The organism is Aliirhizobium cellulosilyticum (genome assembly GCF_014198105.1).
Taxonomy (GTDB): Bacteria; Pseudomonadota; Alphaproteobacteria; order Rhizobiales; family Rhizobiaceae; genus Neorhizobium; species Neorhizobium cellulosilyticum.
Genome location: NZ_JACIGW010000001.1, coordinates 1,200,139 through 1,215,999 on the forward strand (window position 1 = coordinate 1,200,139; position 15,861 = coordinate 1,215,999).

13 protein-coding genes are annotated in these 15,861 nt (G+C 57.2%); 11 read left to right on the top strand and 2 right to left on the bottom strand.

Annotated features, from left to right (window positions below):
• Positions 1-170 precede the first annotated feature (170 nt).
• From bamA to lpxB, 6 genes are read left to right on the top strand one after another with little or no spacing between them, the layout of a single operon-like run.
• Positions 171-2,507: an outer membrane protein assembly factor BamA gene (bamA, locus tag GGE33_RS05625; protein ID WP_148148062.1), complete on the top strand. Its 2,337-nt coding sequence runs from the start codon at positions 171-173 to the stop codon at positions 2,505-2,507.
• 51 nt (positions 2,508-2,558) lie between these two features.
• The gene (gene lpxD, locus GGE33_RS05630) at positions 2,559-3,626 is read left to right on the top strand and encodes a UDP-3-O-(3-hydroxymyristoyl)glucosamine N-acyltransferase (RefSeq protein WP_183821530.1); all 1,068 of its coding nucleotides are present in this window, start codon (positions 2,559-2,561) and stop codon (positions 3,624-3,626) included.
• Positions 3,619-4,086 (top strand): 3-hydroxyacyl-ACP dehydratase FabZ, encoded by a 468-nt coding sequence (fabZ, locus tag GGE33_RS05635; protein WP_148148064.1) that lies wholly within the window; start codon positions 3,619-3,621, stop codon positions 4,084-4,086. The genes lpxD and fabZ overlap by 8 nt, the downstream gene beginning before the upstream one ends.
• Positions 4,083-4,898, top strand: a complete 816-nt coding sequence (gene lpxA / locus GGE33_RS05640) for an acyl-ACP--UDP-N-acetylglucosamine O-acyltransferase (protein WP_183821531.1) — start codon at positions 4,083-4,085, stop codon at positions 4,896-4,898. The genes fabZ and lpxA overlap by 4 nt, the downstream gene beginning before the upstream one ends.
• Positions 4,899-4,903: 5 nt before the next feature.
• Positions 4,904-5,800 carry an LpxI family protein gene (locus GGE33_RS05645; RefSeq protein WP_394353614.1) on the top strand — a complete coding sequence of 299 codons (897 nt, stop codon included), beginning with the start codon at positions 4,904-4,906 and terminating at the stop codon, positions 5,798-5,800.
• The gene (lpxB, locus tag GGE33_RS05650; protein WP_183821532.1) at positions 5,797-6,960 is read left to right on the top strand and encodes a lipid-A-disaccharide synthase; all 1,164 of its coding nucleotides are present in this window, start codon (positions 5,797-5,799) and stop codon (positions 6,958-6,960) included. The genes GGE33_RS05645 and lpxB overlap by 4 nt, the downstream gene beginning before the upstream one ends.
• 99 nt (positions 6,961-7,059) lie before the next feature.
• Here the strand turns inward: lpxB and gltA are convergent, their stop codons facing one another.
• Positions 7,060-8,349 carry a citrate synthase gene (gene gltA / locus GGE33_RS05655; RefSeq protein ID WP_148148067.1) on the bottom strand — a complete coding sequence of 430 codons (1,290 nt, stop codon included), beginning with the start codon at positions 8,347-8,349 and terminating at the stop codon, positions 7,060-7,062.
• Between the two features lie 526 nt (positions 8,350-8,875).
• Between gltA and GGE33_RS05660 the strand changes: the two genes are divergently transcribed.
• Positions 8,876-11,194, top strand: a complete 2,319-nt coding sequence (locus GGE33_RS05660; RefSeq protein ID WP_183821533.1) for a ComEC/Rec2 family competence protein — start codon at positions 8,876-8,878, stop codon at positions 11,192-11,194.
• Here the strand turns inward: GGE33_RS05660 and lexA are convergent.
• Positions 11,175-11,888, bottom strand: a complete 714-nt coding sequence (lexA, locus tag GGE33_RS05665; protein ID WP_148148069.1) for a transcriptional repressor LexA — start codon at positions 11,886-11,888, stop codon at positions 11,175-11,177. The two genes, GGE33_RS05660 and lexA, sit on opposite strands and share 20 nt — an antisense overlap.
• Before the next feature lie 198 nt (positions 11,889-12,086).
• Between lexA and GGE33_RS05670 the strand changes: the two genes are divergently transcribed.
• From GGE33_RS05670 to GGE33_RS05685, 4 genes are all read left to right on the top strand, one after another.
• Complete coding sequence (locus GGE33_RS05670) at positions 12,087-12,959, top strand: VOC family protein (RefSeq protein WP_183821534.1); 873 nt, start codon at positions 12,087-12,089, stop codon at positions 12,957-12,959.
• 4 nt (positions 12,960-12,963) lie between these two features.
• Positions 12,964-13,812 (top strand): 3-deoxy-8-phosphooctulonate synthase, encoded by an 849-nt coding sequence (gene kdsA / locus GGE33_RS05675; protein ID WP_183821535.1) that lies wholly within the window; start codon positions 12,964-12,966, stop codon positions 13,810-13,812.
• Positions 13,813-13,931: 119 nt separating this feature from the next.
• The gene (eno, locus tag GGE33_RS05680) at positions 13,932-15,206 is read left to right on the top strand and encodes a phosphopyruvate hydratase (protein ID WP_183821536.1); all 1,275 of its coding nucleotides are present in this window, start codon (positions 13,932-13,934) and stop codon (positions 15,204-15,206) included.
• Between the two features lie 198 nt (positions 15,207-15,404).
• The gene (locus GGE33_RS05685) at positions 15,405-15,722 is read left to right on the top strand and encodes an FtsB family cell division protein (protein ID WP_183821537.1); all 318 of its coding nucleotides are present in this window, start codon (positions 15,405-15,407) and stop codon (positions 15,720-15,722) included.
• Positions 15,723-15,861: the final 139 nt, after the last annotated feature.

A 15,861-nucleotide genomic window follows, 5' to 3' on the forward strand; every position in this document is an offset into this window, starting at 1 on the left:
TTATTCACCATGTTTACAATGTTGCGTGGCGCGAGAGCCACGCTTCAAAAGGAAGTAAATAGAAATTAACGCGATAGCTTGCTTGTAGGGCAAAAGAAGGTAAAACGACACACGTGGCCGGAGTCGGGCTCCACCCGCCGAGGGACAACGGGAAAAGGTAAGAATTGAAAATGAAGGCTGGTTCAAAGTTTTTGAACGCAGTGTCGGCGTTTGCGCTGTCTGCTAGTGTTGTTGCGTCGGGTTCGGGCGTCATGGTGCTTGCCAGTGCTGCGAGTGCCGAAGCTGCTGTCATCCGCAGCGTTCAGGTGCGTGGCGCCCAGCGCGCCGGCGAGGAAGCTGTTCGGTCCAACCTGACGATTCAGCCCGGTGTTGCCTTTTCCGGCGCTGATATCGACGAATCGGTCAAGCGTCTTTACGCGACCGGTTATTTTTCGGATGTGAAGATCAGTGTTTCCGGCAGCTCGCTTGTGGTGACTGTCGCTGAAAACGAGCTGGTTAATCAGGTCGTCTTCAACGGCAATCGCAAGATCAAGGACGACAAGCTGGCAGGCGTCGTGCAGACGCAGCCGCTTGGTCCTTACAGCCAGGCGATGGTCAATGCCGATATCGAGCGCATTCGTACCGCCTATTCGCAGATCGGTCGCAGCGACGTCGAAATTACGACCCAGACGGTCAATGTCGGTCAGGGTCGCGTCAATATCGCTTTCGTTATTAACGAAGGTGACCGCACGAAGATCGCCGATATCAATTTCGTCGGTAATCAGGCTTACGGCGACGGTCGCCTGAAGGCCGTTATCGCCACCAAGGAATCCGGTCCGCTCTCGTTCCTTACCCGCAAGGACGTTTACAGCCAGGACAAGCTGCGCGCCGACGAAGATGCGCTGCGCCAGTTCTACTACAATCACGGTTATCCGGATTTCCGCATCGTTTCCTCCGATGCGCAGCTCGATACAACGACCAACAAGTACACGATCAACTTCACGGTCGAAGAAGGTGCTCGCTACCAGTTCGGCGATATCAACGTCGAATCCAGCGTCGAAGGCGTTAGCGGCGATGAACTCAAGGGCCTGGTCGAGACCAAGTCCGGCGCTGTTTACGATGCCCGAGAAATTCAGAAGTCTATGGAAGCCATATCCAAGCAGGTTGCGTCGAAGGGATATCCTTTCGCTCGTGTAACCCCGCGCGGCGACCGTAACCTTCAGACGAATACGATCGGCGTTTCTTACATGGTCGATCAGGGCGAGCGCGCCTATGTCGAGCGTATCGAGATCCGCGGTAACACGCGTACCCGTGACTACGTAATTCGCCGCGAGTTCGATTTCAGTGAAGGCGATGCCTTCAACCAGGAAATGATCTCGCGCGCAAAGCGCCGCCTCGAAGCTCTCGGCTACTTTACGTCGGTCAATATCTCGACCACGCAGGGCAGTGCTGCAGACCGCGTCGTTATCGTCGTGGACGTCGAAGACCAGTCGACCGGCTCGTTCGGTATCGGCGCCGGTTATTCCGCTGGTGGTGACGGCTTTATCCTTGAAGCTTCGGTTGAAGAAAAGAACTTCCTCGGTCGCGGCCAGTATGTTCGTATCGCTGCCGGTGGCGGCCTGAATGACTCGCGTACTTACACGCTGTCATTCACCGAGCCTTATTTCCTCGGTTATCGTCTTGCTGCTGGTTTCGACGTCTTCCGCAGTGAAACGTCATCGAATGATAATTATGATTATTCGGAAACGGGTTTCACGCTGCGCGTGACTGCGCCGATCACCGAAGATTTGGCGACCACCTTCCGTTATACCTACAAGGAGATCAAGTACGAGAGCGACGGCAGCGACTATGCCGATCTGTCGCCTATTTATCAGGATCTCGTTGATCACGGAAAGTATACACAGTCTTCGGTCGCTCAGACGCTGACGTATAATACGCTCGACAGCCAGACCATGGCTCGTGAAGGTATCTATGCGACCTTCACGCATGAGTTCGCTGGCTTGGGCGGCGATTCGGAATTCTATAAGATCTCCGGCCGTGCACGTTACTTCCATACGCTGTCGACCGAGGCCGATCTCATCGGTTCGATCGCAGTCGGTGCAGGTCATGTTTTCGCTACCGGCGACAACCTGAACGTCTTCGACCAATTCACGCTGGGTGGCCGTCAGGTTCGCGGCTTCGACAATAACGGTATCGGTCCGCGCACGAAGGACGACGGCGACGCACTGGGCGGCACGACCTACTTCACGGTTTCGGCCGATGCGTCCATGCCGATGCCGGCTGTTCCGGAAGACATCGGTCTGCGTCTGGCTGCCTTTGCAGACGCAGGCACGCTTTACGGTAACGATGTCAAGACATCTGGAACCGATATCGAAGGCACTGGCATGTCTTGGCGTGCATCCGTCGGTGTCGGCGTCATGTGGGCTTCGCCTTTCGGTAATATCCGGATGGATTACGCAATCCCGGTTCTCAAGGAAGACTTCGACGAGACCCAGGAATTCCGTTTCAGCATGGCAAACCAGTTCTGATCGTTTCCGGCCGCGAAAGCGGCCGGAAGCCTGTTCTGGAGCTTTAGCTTTATGGATCAAAATAATTTCTTTCCGCCCCATCATGGCGTGAGCCTTCGTGAGCTTGCGGTCCATCTTGGGGCAGAGCTTTTGGATGATACTGCCGGGGATCGCGTGATCCGTTCGGTGGCCCCGGTTGTGCGCGCTCAGGAAGGTCAGGTTTGTTATATCCTGTCGCGCAAGAACCGTAAGGAACTTGAGACCTGCATGGCTTCGGCGATCCTGTGCGATCCCGGTCTGGCCAGCATCGTGCCGGGTCACATAGCCGTTCTCCAGACAAAAATGCCGCACTCAGCTTTCGCAATGGCGGGGGCCTTTTTGCATCCGCTTGCGATGCGGCCAAGCCCTGTAACATCGGAAGGTGGGGGTGTGTCACCGGCTGCCTATGTCGATCCGACTGCGCGTCTGGAAGATGGCGTGACGGTTGAGCCCATGGCGGTCGTTGGCGCGCATGCGCATATCGGCTCGGGTACTCGTATCGGAGCCGGTGCTGTTGTCGGCGCGGATGTCCAGATCGGCCGTAATTGCAGCATCGCTGCCGGCGCGAGTGTGGTGGCGGCTCTGATCGGCAACAATGTCATCATCCATAACGGAGCGCGAATCGGCCAAGATGGTTTCGGTTTTGCGCCCGGACCGCGCGGCATGCTGAAAATCGTGCAGATCGGGCGCGTGATCATTCAGGATAATGTCGAGATCGGTGCGAATACCACGATCGACCGCGGCGCCATGGACGATACCGTCATTGGTGAAGGTACGAAAATCGACAATCAGGTCCAGATCGCCCATAACGTCCATATCGGACGCCATTGCGGCATTGCTTCAGGGGCTGGAATCGCCGGTTCGACAAAGATCGGCAACGGCGTCTTGATCGGCGGTGCTTCTGGCATAAATGGTCATATCTCGATCGGAGATGGCGTTCAGATCGCCGCAATGAGCGGCGTCGTGGCAGATATTCCGCCCGGCCTCAGGTATGGTGGAATACCGGCGCGACCAATGAAAGACTTTCTCCGCGAGATGGCCGAAAAGATGAGCCAGGTGGATGATAGGGCAAAACGCAGAGGAGAGAAAAACAATGACTGATGAGACCAAGCCGGAACTCGGCGCGGCCGACATTCAGGAAATCATGAAGCTTCTGCCTCATCGCTATCCTTTTCTGCTCGTTGACAAAATCATCGACATCGATGGTGACAATTCAGCTATCGGTATCAAGAACGTGACGGCGAACGAGCCGCAATTTCAGGGACATTTTCCTGAACGTCCGATTATGCCGGGAGTCCTTCTGGTCGAGGCGATGGCGCAGACCGCCGGTGCGATCTGTGCGCGCAAGGAAGGCGAAGGCGGCAATCTCGTCTATTTCATGACGATCGATAATGCCCGCTTCCGCAAGCCGGTTGTGCCGGGTGATCGCGTAGAATTCCATGTCGTGAAGCAGAAGCAGCGCGGTAATATCTGGAAGTTCCATTGTGATGCCAAGGTCGAGGGCGCACTTGTGGCAGAGGCGGATATCGGCGCAATGATCGTCCGTAAGGAAGGCGAATGAGCACGATTGCAGCCAGCGCCCGCATTCATCCGACGGCGATTGTCGAGGATGGCGCGGTCATCGGTGAGAATGTCATCGTCGGACCATTCAGCCATGTCGGACCTCGCGTCGTTCTCAAGGACGATGTTGAACTGGCATCGCATGTCGTGGTCACCGGCAAGACCGAGATAGGCAGGGGCTGCCGCGTCTTCTCGATGGCCGTTATCGGCGGCGTATCTCAGAGCCTGCATGAGGCCGGAGAAGAATCCACGCTGACGGTCGGCTCCAACTGCGTCATGCGCGAAGGCGTAACAATGAATACCGGCACGGTTGGCGGTGGTGGCGAGACAGTTGTCGGTAACAACTGCCTGTTCCTTGCCAACAGCCATGTGGCGCATGACTGCCAGCTTGGCAGCGACATCATCATGTCCAACAATGTGATGCTGGCCGGGCATGTTCATGTCGCAGACCGCGCCATTCTGGGTGGCGGCTGTGCTGTTCATCAGTTTTCTCGCATCGGTCGCCAAGCCTTTATCGGCGGTCTTTCGGCGGTCAACTATGATGTCATTCCTTATGGCATGCTGAACGGTAACCCGGGTGTTCTGGGCGGGCTGAACGTGGTCGGAATGACGCGCGCCGGCATGGATAAGCAGACGATCCATCGTGTGCGCCGCGCCTACAAGGATATCTTCGAAGGTGAGGGCAATGTTCGGGCGAATGCGGCCGCCGTTCGCGATGCCTATGTTGATTGCGCGGAAGCGATGGAAATCATCGATTTCATCACTGCCGACAGTGATCGTGCAATTTCCTCTCCCTTCCGCAGGAAGGGATGAGGTCCATGCCCGGCACGTCCGGCATGGCGCAAGAAGGTCATTCCGATGGTCGCCTGGCTATTATCGCAGGCCGTGGATTGTTACCGCTCTATCTGGCGCAGGCTGCCAGAGCTGAAGGGGAAAATCCTTTCATCGTCGCTCTCAAGGATGAAGCCGATCACCGTTTCGATGGTTTCGAAATCATCTCCGTCGGCGTCGGCAATCTTGCAGCGATTGAAAAGTCTTTCCGTGAGTTGAAGATCGGCCGCGTCGTCATGTCCGGCGGCGTTGCCCGTCGGCCTGAATGGCGCGATATCCGGCCGACGTTAAAGACCATACTCAGCATGCCGTCCGTCGTGCGCACGCTGATGTCACATGGTGATGACACGGTCCTGCAAATGGTGATCAAGCTCATCGAGGGGATGGGTTGCACGGTGATCGGCGCCCACGAAATTGCGCCCGGCCTGCTTGCGCGCCTGGGACCGTTAGGACACATGTCTCCGACCGGTGATGATTTGCGGGATATTGCCATAGGGGTCGAGGCCGCGCTGGCTCTCGGTCATCTGGATATAGGGCAGGGCGCTGTTTCCGTCGGTGGCCGCGTTGTCGCCATGGAAGGCGTCGAAGGCACCGATGCCATGCTTCAGCGAGTTGCGGAACTGCGCATCGGCGGCAGAATTTCGGCGCGTCGGCGTGGCGTGCTGGTCAAGCTTTGCAAGCCGCAGCAGGACATGCGCGCAGATCTTCCGACGATCGGGCCGTCAACCGTCGAAAATGCGGCGCGGGCAGGCCTGGCCGGTATAGCCGTGGAGGCTGGCAGGGCGCTTGTGCTTGAGGAAGCGGCACTGATCTCGGCGGCGGATGCGGCGGGTATTTTCGTTTGCGGGATCGACCCCACGCTTGAAAACGGAGGGCTTTCATGAGCCGTGTCCTGAAGGTTGGCGTTATCGCAGGCGAGGTATCCGGTGATCTTCTGGGTGGCGATCTGATCACGGCGCTCAAGGCTGCTCATGACGGGCCGGTGGAACTCGTCGGCGTGGGCGGAGATGCGCTGGCGGCGCAGGGTCTGCGTTCGCTTTTCGACTTTTCCGAGCTGTCGATCATGGGCTTGACGCAGGTTCTGTCCAGGTTGCCGAACCTGATCAAGCGCATCAACCAGACGGCAAGTGCGGTAATCGCGGCGAGGCCGGATGTGCTCGTCATCATCGACAGCCCGGACTTTACACATCGCGTGGCGAAGAAGGTGAGGGCGGCACTACCACGGCTGCCGATCGTCAACTATGTCTGCCCGAGCGTGTGGGCATGGAAAGAATATCGAGCCAAGGCAATGCTCGCTTATGTCGATCGCGTGCTTGCAGTCCTGCCGTTCGAACCGGAGGCGATGCAAAGGCTTGGCGGACCGGAGACGATTTTCGTTGGTCATCGTCTGACCAATGATCCGGACCTTCTTGAGGTCCGGCGCCAACGAGCGGCGCGACCGACCAAGGCGGTCAGCGAGAAAAAAACGATCCTGCTTTTGCCCGGCTCCCGGTCCGCGGAAATCAAAAGCCTTTTGCCTGTCTTCGGTGAGGCGGCAAAGGAGTTTTCGGAGCGTAACGGGGCCACGCGTTTTCTGCTGCCGACCGTTCCGCGTCGTGAAGCGCTGGTGCGGGAAATCGCTGCCAGTCTTCCGGTTGCCGTGGAGGTGGTTTCGGGTGCCGAGGCGAAGTGGGGTGCCTTCATCGAGGCCGATACTGCGATGGCAGCCTCCGGTACGGTCATCCTTGAACTTGGTCTTGCGACCGTTCCGGTCGTTTCCGCTTACAAGACGGATTGGCTGATCAAGCTGCTCGCGGGTCGGATCAAGATCTGGACAGGAGCCTTGCCCAACCTCATCGCCGATTATCCCGTCGTGCCAGAGTATATCAACGAGGTGGTTCGACCCGGCAGCCTGTGCCGTTGGTCGGAGCGGCTGTCGAACGATACCGTACAGCGCCGGGCAATGCTGGAAGGATTTGATCTCGCATGGCAGCGGCTGCAGGTGCCGGTTCCTCCGGGCGAGGCGGCCGCGACAGCTGTCCTGGATCTATTGAACCGCAGCTAGCTTCACCGGCTGTTCGTGTGGAGCTGCCGATGAAGGTCTCTTCGTCCAATAAAAAACCCGGTCATACGACCGGGTTTTTTGTTTTTATCCAGATGGCGCTTAGCGCTTCGAAATCGGCAGGTAGTCACGCTTGGCTTCGCCCGTGTAGAGCTGGCGCGGGCGGCCGATACGCTGCTGCGGATCTTCGATCATCTCGGCCCATTGGGCGATCCAGCCGACGGTGCGGGCGAGTGCGAAGAGCACGGTGAACATGGTGGTGGGGAAGCCCATCGCCTTCAGCGTGATACCCGAATAGAAGTCGATGTTCGGATAGAGCTTCTTCTCGATGAAGTATTCGTCCGTGAGCGCGATCTTTTCGAGTTCCATGGCAACCTGCAGGAGCGGGTCGTCCTTGTGACCGAGTTCGGCCAGAACCTCATGCGTGGTCTTCTGCATGATCTTGGCGCGCGGGTCGTAGTTCTTGTAGACGCGGTGACCGAAGCCCATCAGGCGGAACGGATCGTTCTTATCCTTGGCGCGTGCGATGTATTCCGGGATCTTGTCGACCGAACCGATTTCCTGAAGCATGTTGAGCGCTGCTTCGTTGGCACCACCGTGCGCTGGACCCCACAGGCAGGCAATGCCGGCGGCGATACAGGCAAACGGATTTGCACCGGAAGAACCGGCAAGGCGAACCGTCGATGTGGAAGCGTTCTGCTCATGGTCGGCATGCAGAATGAAGATGCGGTCCATGGCACGGGCCAGAACCGGATTCACCTTGTACTCTTCGCAAGGAACGGCAAAGCACATGCGCAGGAAGTTCGACGAATAGTCGAGGTGGTTCTGCGGATATACGAACGGCTGGCCGATATGGTACTTGTAGGCCATGGCCGCTATCGTCGGCATCTTGGCGATCATGCGCAGCGAAGCGACCATGCGCTGGTGCGGATCGGTGATATCGGTCGAGTCATGATAGAAGGCCGACAGAGCGCCGACGCAGCCACACATGACGGCCATCGGATGCGCATCGCGGCGGAAACCGGTGAAGAAGCGGCTCATCTGCTCGTGCACCATGGTGTGGTGCGTCACGCGATGATCGAAGTCCTTCTTCTGAGCTGCGGTCGGCAGTTCCCCGTAAAGAAGCAAATAGCAGGTTTCGAGGAAGTCACCCTGTTCGGCAAGCTGCTCGATCGGATAGCCGCGATGAAGAAGCACGCCTTCGTCGCCGTCGATATAGGTGATTTTCGATTCACACGAAGCGGTCGAGGTAAACCCGGGGTCGTAGGTGAAGGCCCCGGTATGTTTATAGAGCGCGCCGATATCGATAACGTCAGGACCGATCGTACCGGACTTGACCGACAGGTCGACCTTCTTGTCACCGAGAGCGAGAGTTGCGCTTGTTTCCGTCATTCTGATCCTCCAACCGGTTGGCGGCATGACGCCTCAAAAGCGCCATAAGCATTAAGCGTTCCACGTTTAGCTATATGATCCTTTAGCAGATGCCAAGCTGTTCTGACGGCAAATTGTGCAGCGCGATACGATATTGGGCATCGACATTTGACCCTGTGGCCAACCCCTTGTTGCAATCAGAAAATCGGTTCTGGTGGCAAGCCCATATGCGTCAGGTTGACGCACTCAAAAAGAACGCTCAGGTTGTATTTTATGATCGGGGCAGGCTGGTTCAATGCGGGCTGAAGGTTTCGAGAAGATAGATACCAAAACGTTGAGCCGGCGCTCTAATGCTGCTGCCGAGCCGATATCGCATTTTCAACCGGCGCCTGATGATTTGGCCATCAGAACTGCAGCCCATCGATATACTGCAGCGATAGCGCCGGTTTCTTACGGAAGGCGAATTGGTGCGCCATTCGCGGAGGCGCGAGCATTTCTTTCAATTTCGCTCCGCGAGGAGCGCCTCCATGGTCACGGCTTTCTGTTCATGCCTGTTGCAATTGGCATCGGTTCGGCAGTGTGGTTCCTCAGCCCGGTGGAGCCGTTGGCATGGGTGCCGTTCCTTGCTCTTGCCGTGCTGGCGGCTCTGGCGTTGATAACAAGAGATGGTTGCGCGCGTGTCTTTTTCACATTTGCGTGTCTGGGCTTTTGTGGCATGGCGCTGGCCGAGATCGAAGCGTGGCGGCAATCGACGGTCATTCTCGATTCACCGGTAACAACGGATGTCATGGGCGTTGTCGAGCGTAGTGAGGCTGCCGGTCCCGGGCGACTGCGTTATATCGTGGCTGTGCGACAGACAGCAAACCCCATTCTTCGGCGCCCGCCTGTCCGGGTTTCGCTGCTGGCAAGGGCGCAGCATCAGCCGTTTGACAACGGGGCAGCTATTTCCGGACGCGCAAGGCTGTCACCGCCTTCCGGGCCGGCCTTGCCCGGTCTGCACGACTTTGCCTTCTCGGCATATTTCGATGGCATTGGTGCGGTGGGGTATTTCTATAGCGCTCCGCAGCAGGCTGGAGGGTCGGATGTGGCGACCGGCTGGCCACAGCTCGCCTTACGCTGGCTCTTCGATCTGCGCAGGCAGATCGGCAATCGTATTCGCGAGATTGCGCCGGGTGATGCCGGTGCCTTCGCCGCCGCCATTGTCACCGATGAGAGACGGGCAATTTCCGAAGATACAGTCGAGGCGCTACGGGTCTCCGGCCTCGCTCACATCGTTGCCATTTCCGGATTGAATATGGCGCTTGCCGCCGGGATTTTCTTCGTGGGATTGCGTAGCGTCTTTGCTCTTTTCCCTGGCCTCGCACAGGCCCTGCCAATCAAGAAGATTGCCGCCGGCGGGGCGCTTGCAATGGTTACGGCCTATTATCTGGTATCGGGCTTCGGTGTATCCGCCCAGCGCGCCTATATCATGATGGCGGTGATACTTGTTGCCGTGCTTTTGGACCGGCCCTCGATAAGTTTGCGAAATGTAGCCTTGTCTGCGCTGATCATCCTCATCTGGACGCCTTCGGAAATTCTGGGGCCAAGTTTCCAGATGTCGTTTGCTGCCACGGTTGCGCTCGTGGCCGGTTATGCGGCCTGGTCGCGACGCCCTGAAACGGAAGAGCGGGAGCGATTTCCCATCCGTCATCCTCTGGTGACATTGGCTGCCGTTGGCTGGCGCTTTATCGCCGGCATTATCGCGACATCGCTGATTGGTAGTCTTGCGACGACGATGTTTTCCGTCGAGCATTTCCATCGCGTCGCCACCTATGGGCTTGCCGCGAACCTGGCTGCCATGCCGATCATCAGCTTCCTGGTGATGCCGGCCGGGCTTGCTGCGATGTTGTTGATGCCCTTCGGCCTCGATGCTCCCTTCATCGGGATCATGGCCTGGAGCCTCGAATGGGTCATCTTGATCGCGAAGCATGTAGCGGGATGGGGCGGGGACATTGTCGTCGGAGAACAGCACCCCTGGTTTTTGCCGCTTGGGGTCTGCGGTTTTCTGCTACTGACGCTCCTCAGGACACGGCTTCGCTATTCGGGCTTACCTTTCCTGTTTACCGCTGCGGCCCTGTTCTGGGTGGGGGTGCAACACGCCCAATCAAGTCTTCTCATCGCTGAAGATGGGAACCTCGTTGCTTATCGAGATGCAGAACGTGCTGCCGCCAACAGGAAACGTCCCTCCGAGTTCGTCTATGGGCAGTGGATGTATGCGCGACAGCTTCCAGTGCTGGCTATGCCGGAGATGTTGGAAAGTGAAATTCTAAAAAATATGCCGGGTTCTTCCAGTGAAAGACTTCCGGAACACGTTCTGATCGAAGCGCAGCGACTGATGAAGGAGGCAGGGAGTGTCAGATTCTCATGTCAGCTCAAGGCCTGGTGCGCATTCATGTCACCGGAAGGTGTTTTGGTCGTTGTTGTTGATGATGGCCGTTATGCCGGAGCGGCTTGCGACGTTGCCGGCCTTGTTATCGCGCCGCGTGCGCGTTTCCATTCCTGTCGGTCTGGTACCCCGATGCTGAGCGGCGCCAGCCTGCGCAAGACAGGGTCAATTGAAATCGATCTTTCCGGGGCGGCGGCAGCCGGAAAATGGAGTGTCACGACAGCAATGGCTGGCACGGTTCGCCCATGGACCATTCATCGCCAATACGACTGGCGACGCAATCTCTATGACCCGTATCTGCCGGAATGGATTTCCAAACCAAAATCGAGTGGCCGTCTTGAGGCGCAGTTTGCTGTCTCAGATCAAGCAGGAACGGATTATCGATCAGAAGCGCCAACTGATGTTGGCAACAATTCCGGTGTCAGTGATAACGGCGAATGAGGCCGACGAGCCTGCCCTGGACCTTGACCCGATCCGGTGGAAAAATTCGTGTCTCGTAAGCCGGGTTTGCCGCTTCCAGCGCAATCGAGCCACCCTTGCGGCGGAAGCGCTTGAGTGTGGCCTCTTCATCATCCACGAGTGCAACGACGATATCGCCCGGATTGGCGGTGTTGCCGTTGCGAATGATGACGGTGTCGCCATCCAGAATTCCGGCCTCGATCATCGAGTCGCCCTTGACTTCAAGCGCATAATGCTCGCCGGATCCCAACATCTCTACGGGGACGGAAATGTCGTGGGTATTATTCTGAATTGCCGAGATCGGTACGCCGGCGGCGATGCGGCCCATGACCGGCACGCTTGCAGACGCGCTGTCATTGGCGGAGACAGGCGGGGCAGCAGGCGTCGCCGGCTTCTTGCCAAGGCTTCCCTCGATCACGCTCGGTGAAAAACCGCGTTTCGGCTGCAGCGTGGGAACATAGGCTTCGGGAAGCTTGATGACCTCGAGTGCGCGCGCTCTGTTGGGGAGACGGCGAATGAAACCGCGCTCTTCAAGTGCCGTGATGAGCCGATGGATGCCCGACTTCGACGCAAGGTCGAGAGCGTCCTTCATTTCATCGAAAGACGGAGGTACGCCCGACTCCTTCATCCGTTCGTGAATGAACAAAAGCAGTTCCTGTTGCTTGCGAGTCAGCATGTGAGGCGCACCTTCAGATTTGAAACAAATGCAGAACGAACACTATATGTTCCATATGTGTTCCGCAAGTCCTTAAATTTTCGTGACAATATAATCAGTTTCTTGGATGCCGAATGACGTTCTCAGTCGGAATCTACTTGCGCTCCCCGGCGGTCTGCCCAATCTACGCCTAGCGGATCAGAAGTCTGGGGGACATGTGTGACTGCTAGGAATATCGATCATCTCGTTTTGCCTGTTGGAAATCTCGGCAAGGCACGCGAGCGGCTGTCGTCTTTGGGTTTCACTGTCGCGCCTGACGGCGTGCATCCCTTCGGTACGGCCAATGCCTGTGTTTTTTTTGAAGACGGTACCTATCTGGAGCCACTGGCTGTTGCGGACAGGCGCAAGGCGGGGGCTCATGCCAAGAAAGGCAATGTCTTTGTCGAGCGCGATCTGGCTTATCGCGGTCGCCGCGGACGTGAAGGCTTGTCGGCCATCGTGGTCTCCAGTGAAGACGCGTCGAACGATCATCGGCATTATGTCGCGGCCGGAATTTCCGGCGGTGAGCCCCTCGAATTCGGCAGAGCTGTAAAGTCTCCGGACGGTGACGAGGTCGAAGCTCGTTTCCAGCTTGCTTTTGCCGCGATGGATGGTGCGGCTGATTTCTTTACTTTCTCCTGCCAGCGGCTGGTATCTTTCCCTCAGGATATGGCTGAATTGCGTATCCATGCCAATTCGGTTGCCGGTTTGAAGGAAGTCATTTTGGCAAGTGATGATCCGCATGCTTCGGTTGCCTTTTTTGACAATGTGCTGCGAGCGCCGGGTATCGAAGTTGAAGGTGGACTGGTGTTCCAGGCTGAAACGGGAGCCGTGCGCGTTCTCAGGCGCGAGCAAATTGCGCATGACTTCGGTCTTCCTATCGAAGGGGTGGCAGCCGGGTTGGTAGGGGAGGCCGTGATCTTTCGCAGTCTTGATCTGGCCGTGACAGAGATCATCCTTGCTGCTAATGACGTCGCATTCATTCGCCGGGATGGTCGCGTTCTCGTGTCGCCGTCGCCCGGCCAAGGCGTTTTGTTCGGCTTCGAGGAATAGTAGAATGGCAGTCTCCCCCAATTCAGAAGTTTCGGTCGGCGAAGGCGACAAAAAGGTCGTATTCTCCAATGCAGGCCGGCTTTCGCTGATCGCGGGGCCTTGCCAGATGGAAAGCCGTGATCATGCCTTCATGATCGCCGGCACGATGAGCGAGCTCTGCGGCAAGCTCGGCATCGGGCTGGTCTACAAGTCCTCCTTTGACAAGGCCAACCGTACGTCGATCTCCGGCAAGCGCGGCATCGGACTTGAAAATGCGATGGAGATTTTTGCCGACCTGAAGAAGGAATTCGGCTTCCCGGTCCTGAGCGACATCCATACGGAAGAGCAGTGCGGGCTTGTTGCGCCAACCGTCGACATCCTGCAGATCCCGGCCTTTCTGTCGCGTCAGACCGATCTTCTGGTCGCAGCCGCCAAGACCGGCCGGGCGATCAACGTCAAGAAAGGCCAGTTCCTGGCCCCCTGGGACATGAAGAACGTCCAGGCGAAATTTACCGAGAGCGGTAATCCTAACGTGATGCTGTGCGAACGCGGCGCCTCCTTCGGTTACAACACGCTCGTCTCCGACATGCGTTCGTTGCCGATCATGGCTTCGCTCGGATCGCCGGTGATCTTTGACGCCACGCACTCGGTGCAGCAGCCGGGCGGGCAGGGTGGCTCCAGCGGTGGCCAGCGCGAATTCGTTGAAACGCTGGCGCGTGCGGCCGTCGCAGTGGGTATTGCCGGTGTATTCATCGAAACCCATGAAGATCCGGACAACGCCCCGTCGGATGGTCCGAACATGGTGCATCTGAAAGACATGCCTCGGCTTCTGGAAAAGCTGATGGCTTTCGATGCGGTGGCCAAGGCTGCCTGAACTTCAAAAAAGCGCTTGAGCGTTGTCAAAGCGCAGAAAGCGCCAACACTGTAATTGGCGTGTCATTGAACGTGATACATTTTCAATGACTGCATGGACTTAACTCTGAGGAGAGACCCTTGACTGCTATTACCGATATTATCGCTCGCGAGATCCTCGATAGCCGTGGCAACCCGACCGTCGAAGTTGACGTCTATCTGGAAGACGGCTCGATGGGCCGCGCCGCTGTTCCGTCGGGCGCATCGACGGGTGCCCACGAAGCTGTCGAATTGCGCGATGGCGGCAAGCGCTTTGGCGGCAAGGGTGTCGAGAAGGCCGTTGAAGCGGTCAATACGGAAATCTTCGATGCCATCGGCGGTTTCGATGCCGAAAGCCAGATCCATATCGACAAGACGATGATCGCGCTCGACGGCACGCCGAACAAGTCGCGTCTCGGCGCAAACGCCATTCTCGGCGTGTCGCTGGCCGTTGCCAAGGCTGCCGCCGAATCGGCTGGCCTGCCGCTTTACCGTTATGTCGGCGGCGCTGGCGCACATGTTCTGCCGGTTCCGATGATGAACATCATCAATGGCGGCGCACATGCCGACAACCCGATCGATTTCCAGGAATTCATGATCATGCCGGTCGGCGCCGAAACGCTGAAGGATGCCGTGCGGGTTGGTTCGGAAATCTTCCACGTCCTGAAGAAGGAACTGGGCGCACAGGGTCATAACACCAACGTTGGTGACGAAGGCGGCTTTGCGCCGGGTCTGAAGAGTGCGCCGGAAGCCCTTGATTTCATCGTCAAGTCGATCGAAAAGGCCGGCTACAAGCCGGGTGAAGACGTATTCCTCGGCCTCGATTGCGCCTCGACCGAATTCTTCAAGGATGGCAATTACGTTCTAGAAGGTGAAGGCCGCACGCTGGAATCGGCTGCCATGGCTGAATACCTGGCCGAACTTGCTGGCAAGTATCCGATCATCTCGATCGAAGACGGCATGGCCGAAGACGACTGGGAAGGCTGGAAGATCCTGACCGACAAGATCGGCTCCAAGGTTCAGCTGGTCGGCGACGATCTGTTCGTCACCAATTCCGCCCGCCTGCGCGACGGTATCAAGATGGGCGTTGCCAACTCCATCCTGGTCAAGGTCAACCAGATCGGCTCGCTGACGGAAACGCTCGATGCCGTCGAGACTGCCCACAAGGCTGCATACACCGCCGTCATGTCGCACCGCTCGGGTGAAACGGAAGATTCGACGATTGCCGATCTCGCCGTTGCCACCAATTGCGGTCAGATCAAGACCGGTTCGCTTTCGCGTTCGGACCGTCTGGCCAAGTACAATCAGCTGATCCGTATCGAGGAAATGCTCGGCCCGCAGGCCGTTTATGCAGGCCGCTCGATCCTGAAGGGCTAAGGAATGGTCGGCCGGAAGGCCGCTCTCCTGAAGGCAGAATGACATTCGAAAAGCCCGCGTCCTCGACGCGGGCTTTTTCATATCTGCGCTGCAGCGCGGCAAACGAAACGAATGCTTAAGCAAGTTCTGCGATTTTCAGATCCTATCCTGGGACGATGAATCGCTCCCGCCGCGTAAGCTCAAGGTTTAAGAACAGGCATGTGGACAAGACATCACAAACAAAGAAAGTTTGGCCGTTTCATCCTGCCTGCAATCACCGTCGCGTTTCTTTCCTATTTCGGCTATCATTCTATCCACGGTGATCTTGGTCTTATCGCGACCGAGGAGTTCGAGAAGCAGCGCATCGCGCGTAGCAGCGAGCTTGCGGCGCTCACCTCCAAGCGCGAAGCATTGGAGCGTCAGGTCCATCTGATGAGTGATGGCTCACTCGATAAAGACATGCTTGATGAAATTGCGCGTTATCAATTAAATGTATCCCGCTCGGACGAAATAGTCATATTTAACAATTATTTCTGAGTTAACCTAATTTCGGTTAACTTGATTTTCGTGATTTATTTCAGTGGCTTATGCGGAATGAGAGCCATGCAAATATGTCATTGCTGGGGCGCGCTTTCTTCCCTATGTTAGCTGCAGAAACCGGAGTGGGTTGCGGCGT

Bases quoted from the DNA above. Each gene is read 5' to 3' on its own strand.
- bamA (WP_148148062.1), top strand. From the start codon at position 171: ATGAAGGCTGGTTCAAAGTTTTTGAACGCAGTGTCGGCGTTTGCGCTG.
- lpxD (WP_183821530.1), top strand. From the start codon at position 2,559: ATGGATCAAAATAATTTCTTTCCGCCCCATCATGGCGTGAGCCTTCGT.
- fabZ (WP_148148064.1), top strand. From the start codon at position 3,619: ATGACTGATGAGACCAAGCCGGAACTCGGCGCGGCCGACATTCAGGAA.
- lpxA (WP_183821531.1), top strand. From the start codon at position 4,083: ATGAGCACGATTGCAGCCAGCGCCCGCATTCATCCGACGGCGATTGTC.
- GGE33_RS05645 (WP_394353614.1), top strand. From the start codon at position 4,904: ATGCCCGGCACGTCCGGCATGGCGCAAGAAGGTCATTCCGATGGTCGC.
- lpxB (WP_183821532.1), top strand. From the start codon at position 5,797: ATGAGCCGTGTCCTGAAGGTTGGCGTTATCGCAGGCGAGGTATCCGGT.
- gltA (WP_148148067.1), bottom strand. From the start codon at position 8,349: ATGACGGAAACAAGCGCAACTCTCGCTCTCGGTGACAAGAAGGTCGAC.
- GGE33_RS05660 (WP_183821533.1), top strand. From the start codon at position 8,876: ATGCCTGTTGCAATTGGCATCGGTTCGGCAGTGTGGTTCCTCAGCCCG.
- lexA (WP_148148069.1), bottom strand. From the start codon at position 11,888: ATGCTGACTCGCAAGCAACAGGAACTGCTTTTGTTCATTCACGAACGG.
- kdsA (WP_183821535.1), top strand. From the start codon at position 12,964: ATGGCAGTCTCCCCCAATTCAGAAGTTTCGGTCGGCGAAGGCGACAAA.
- GGE33_RS05685 (WP_183821537.1), top strand. From the start codon at position 15,405: ATGTGGACAAGACATCACAAACAAAGAAAGTTTGGCCGTTTCATCCTG.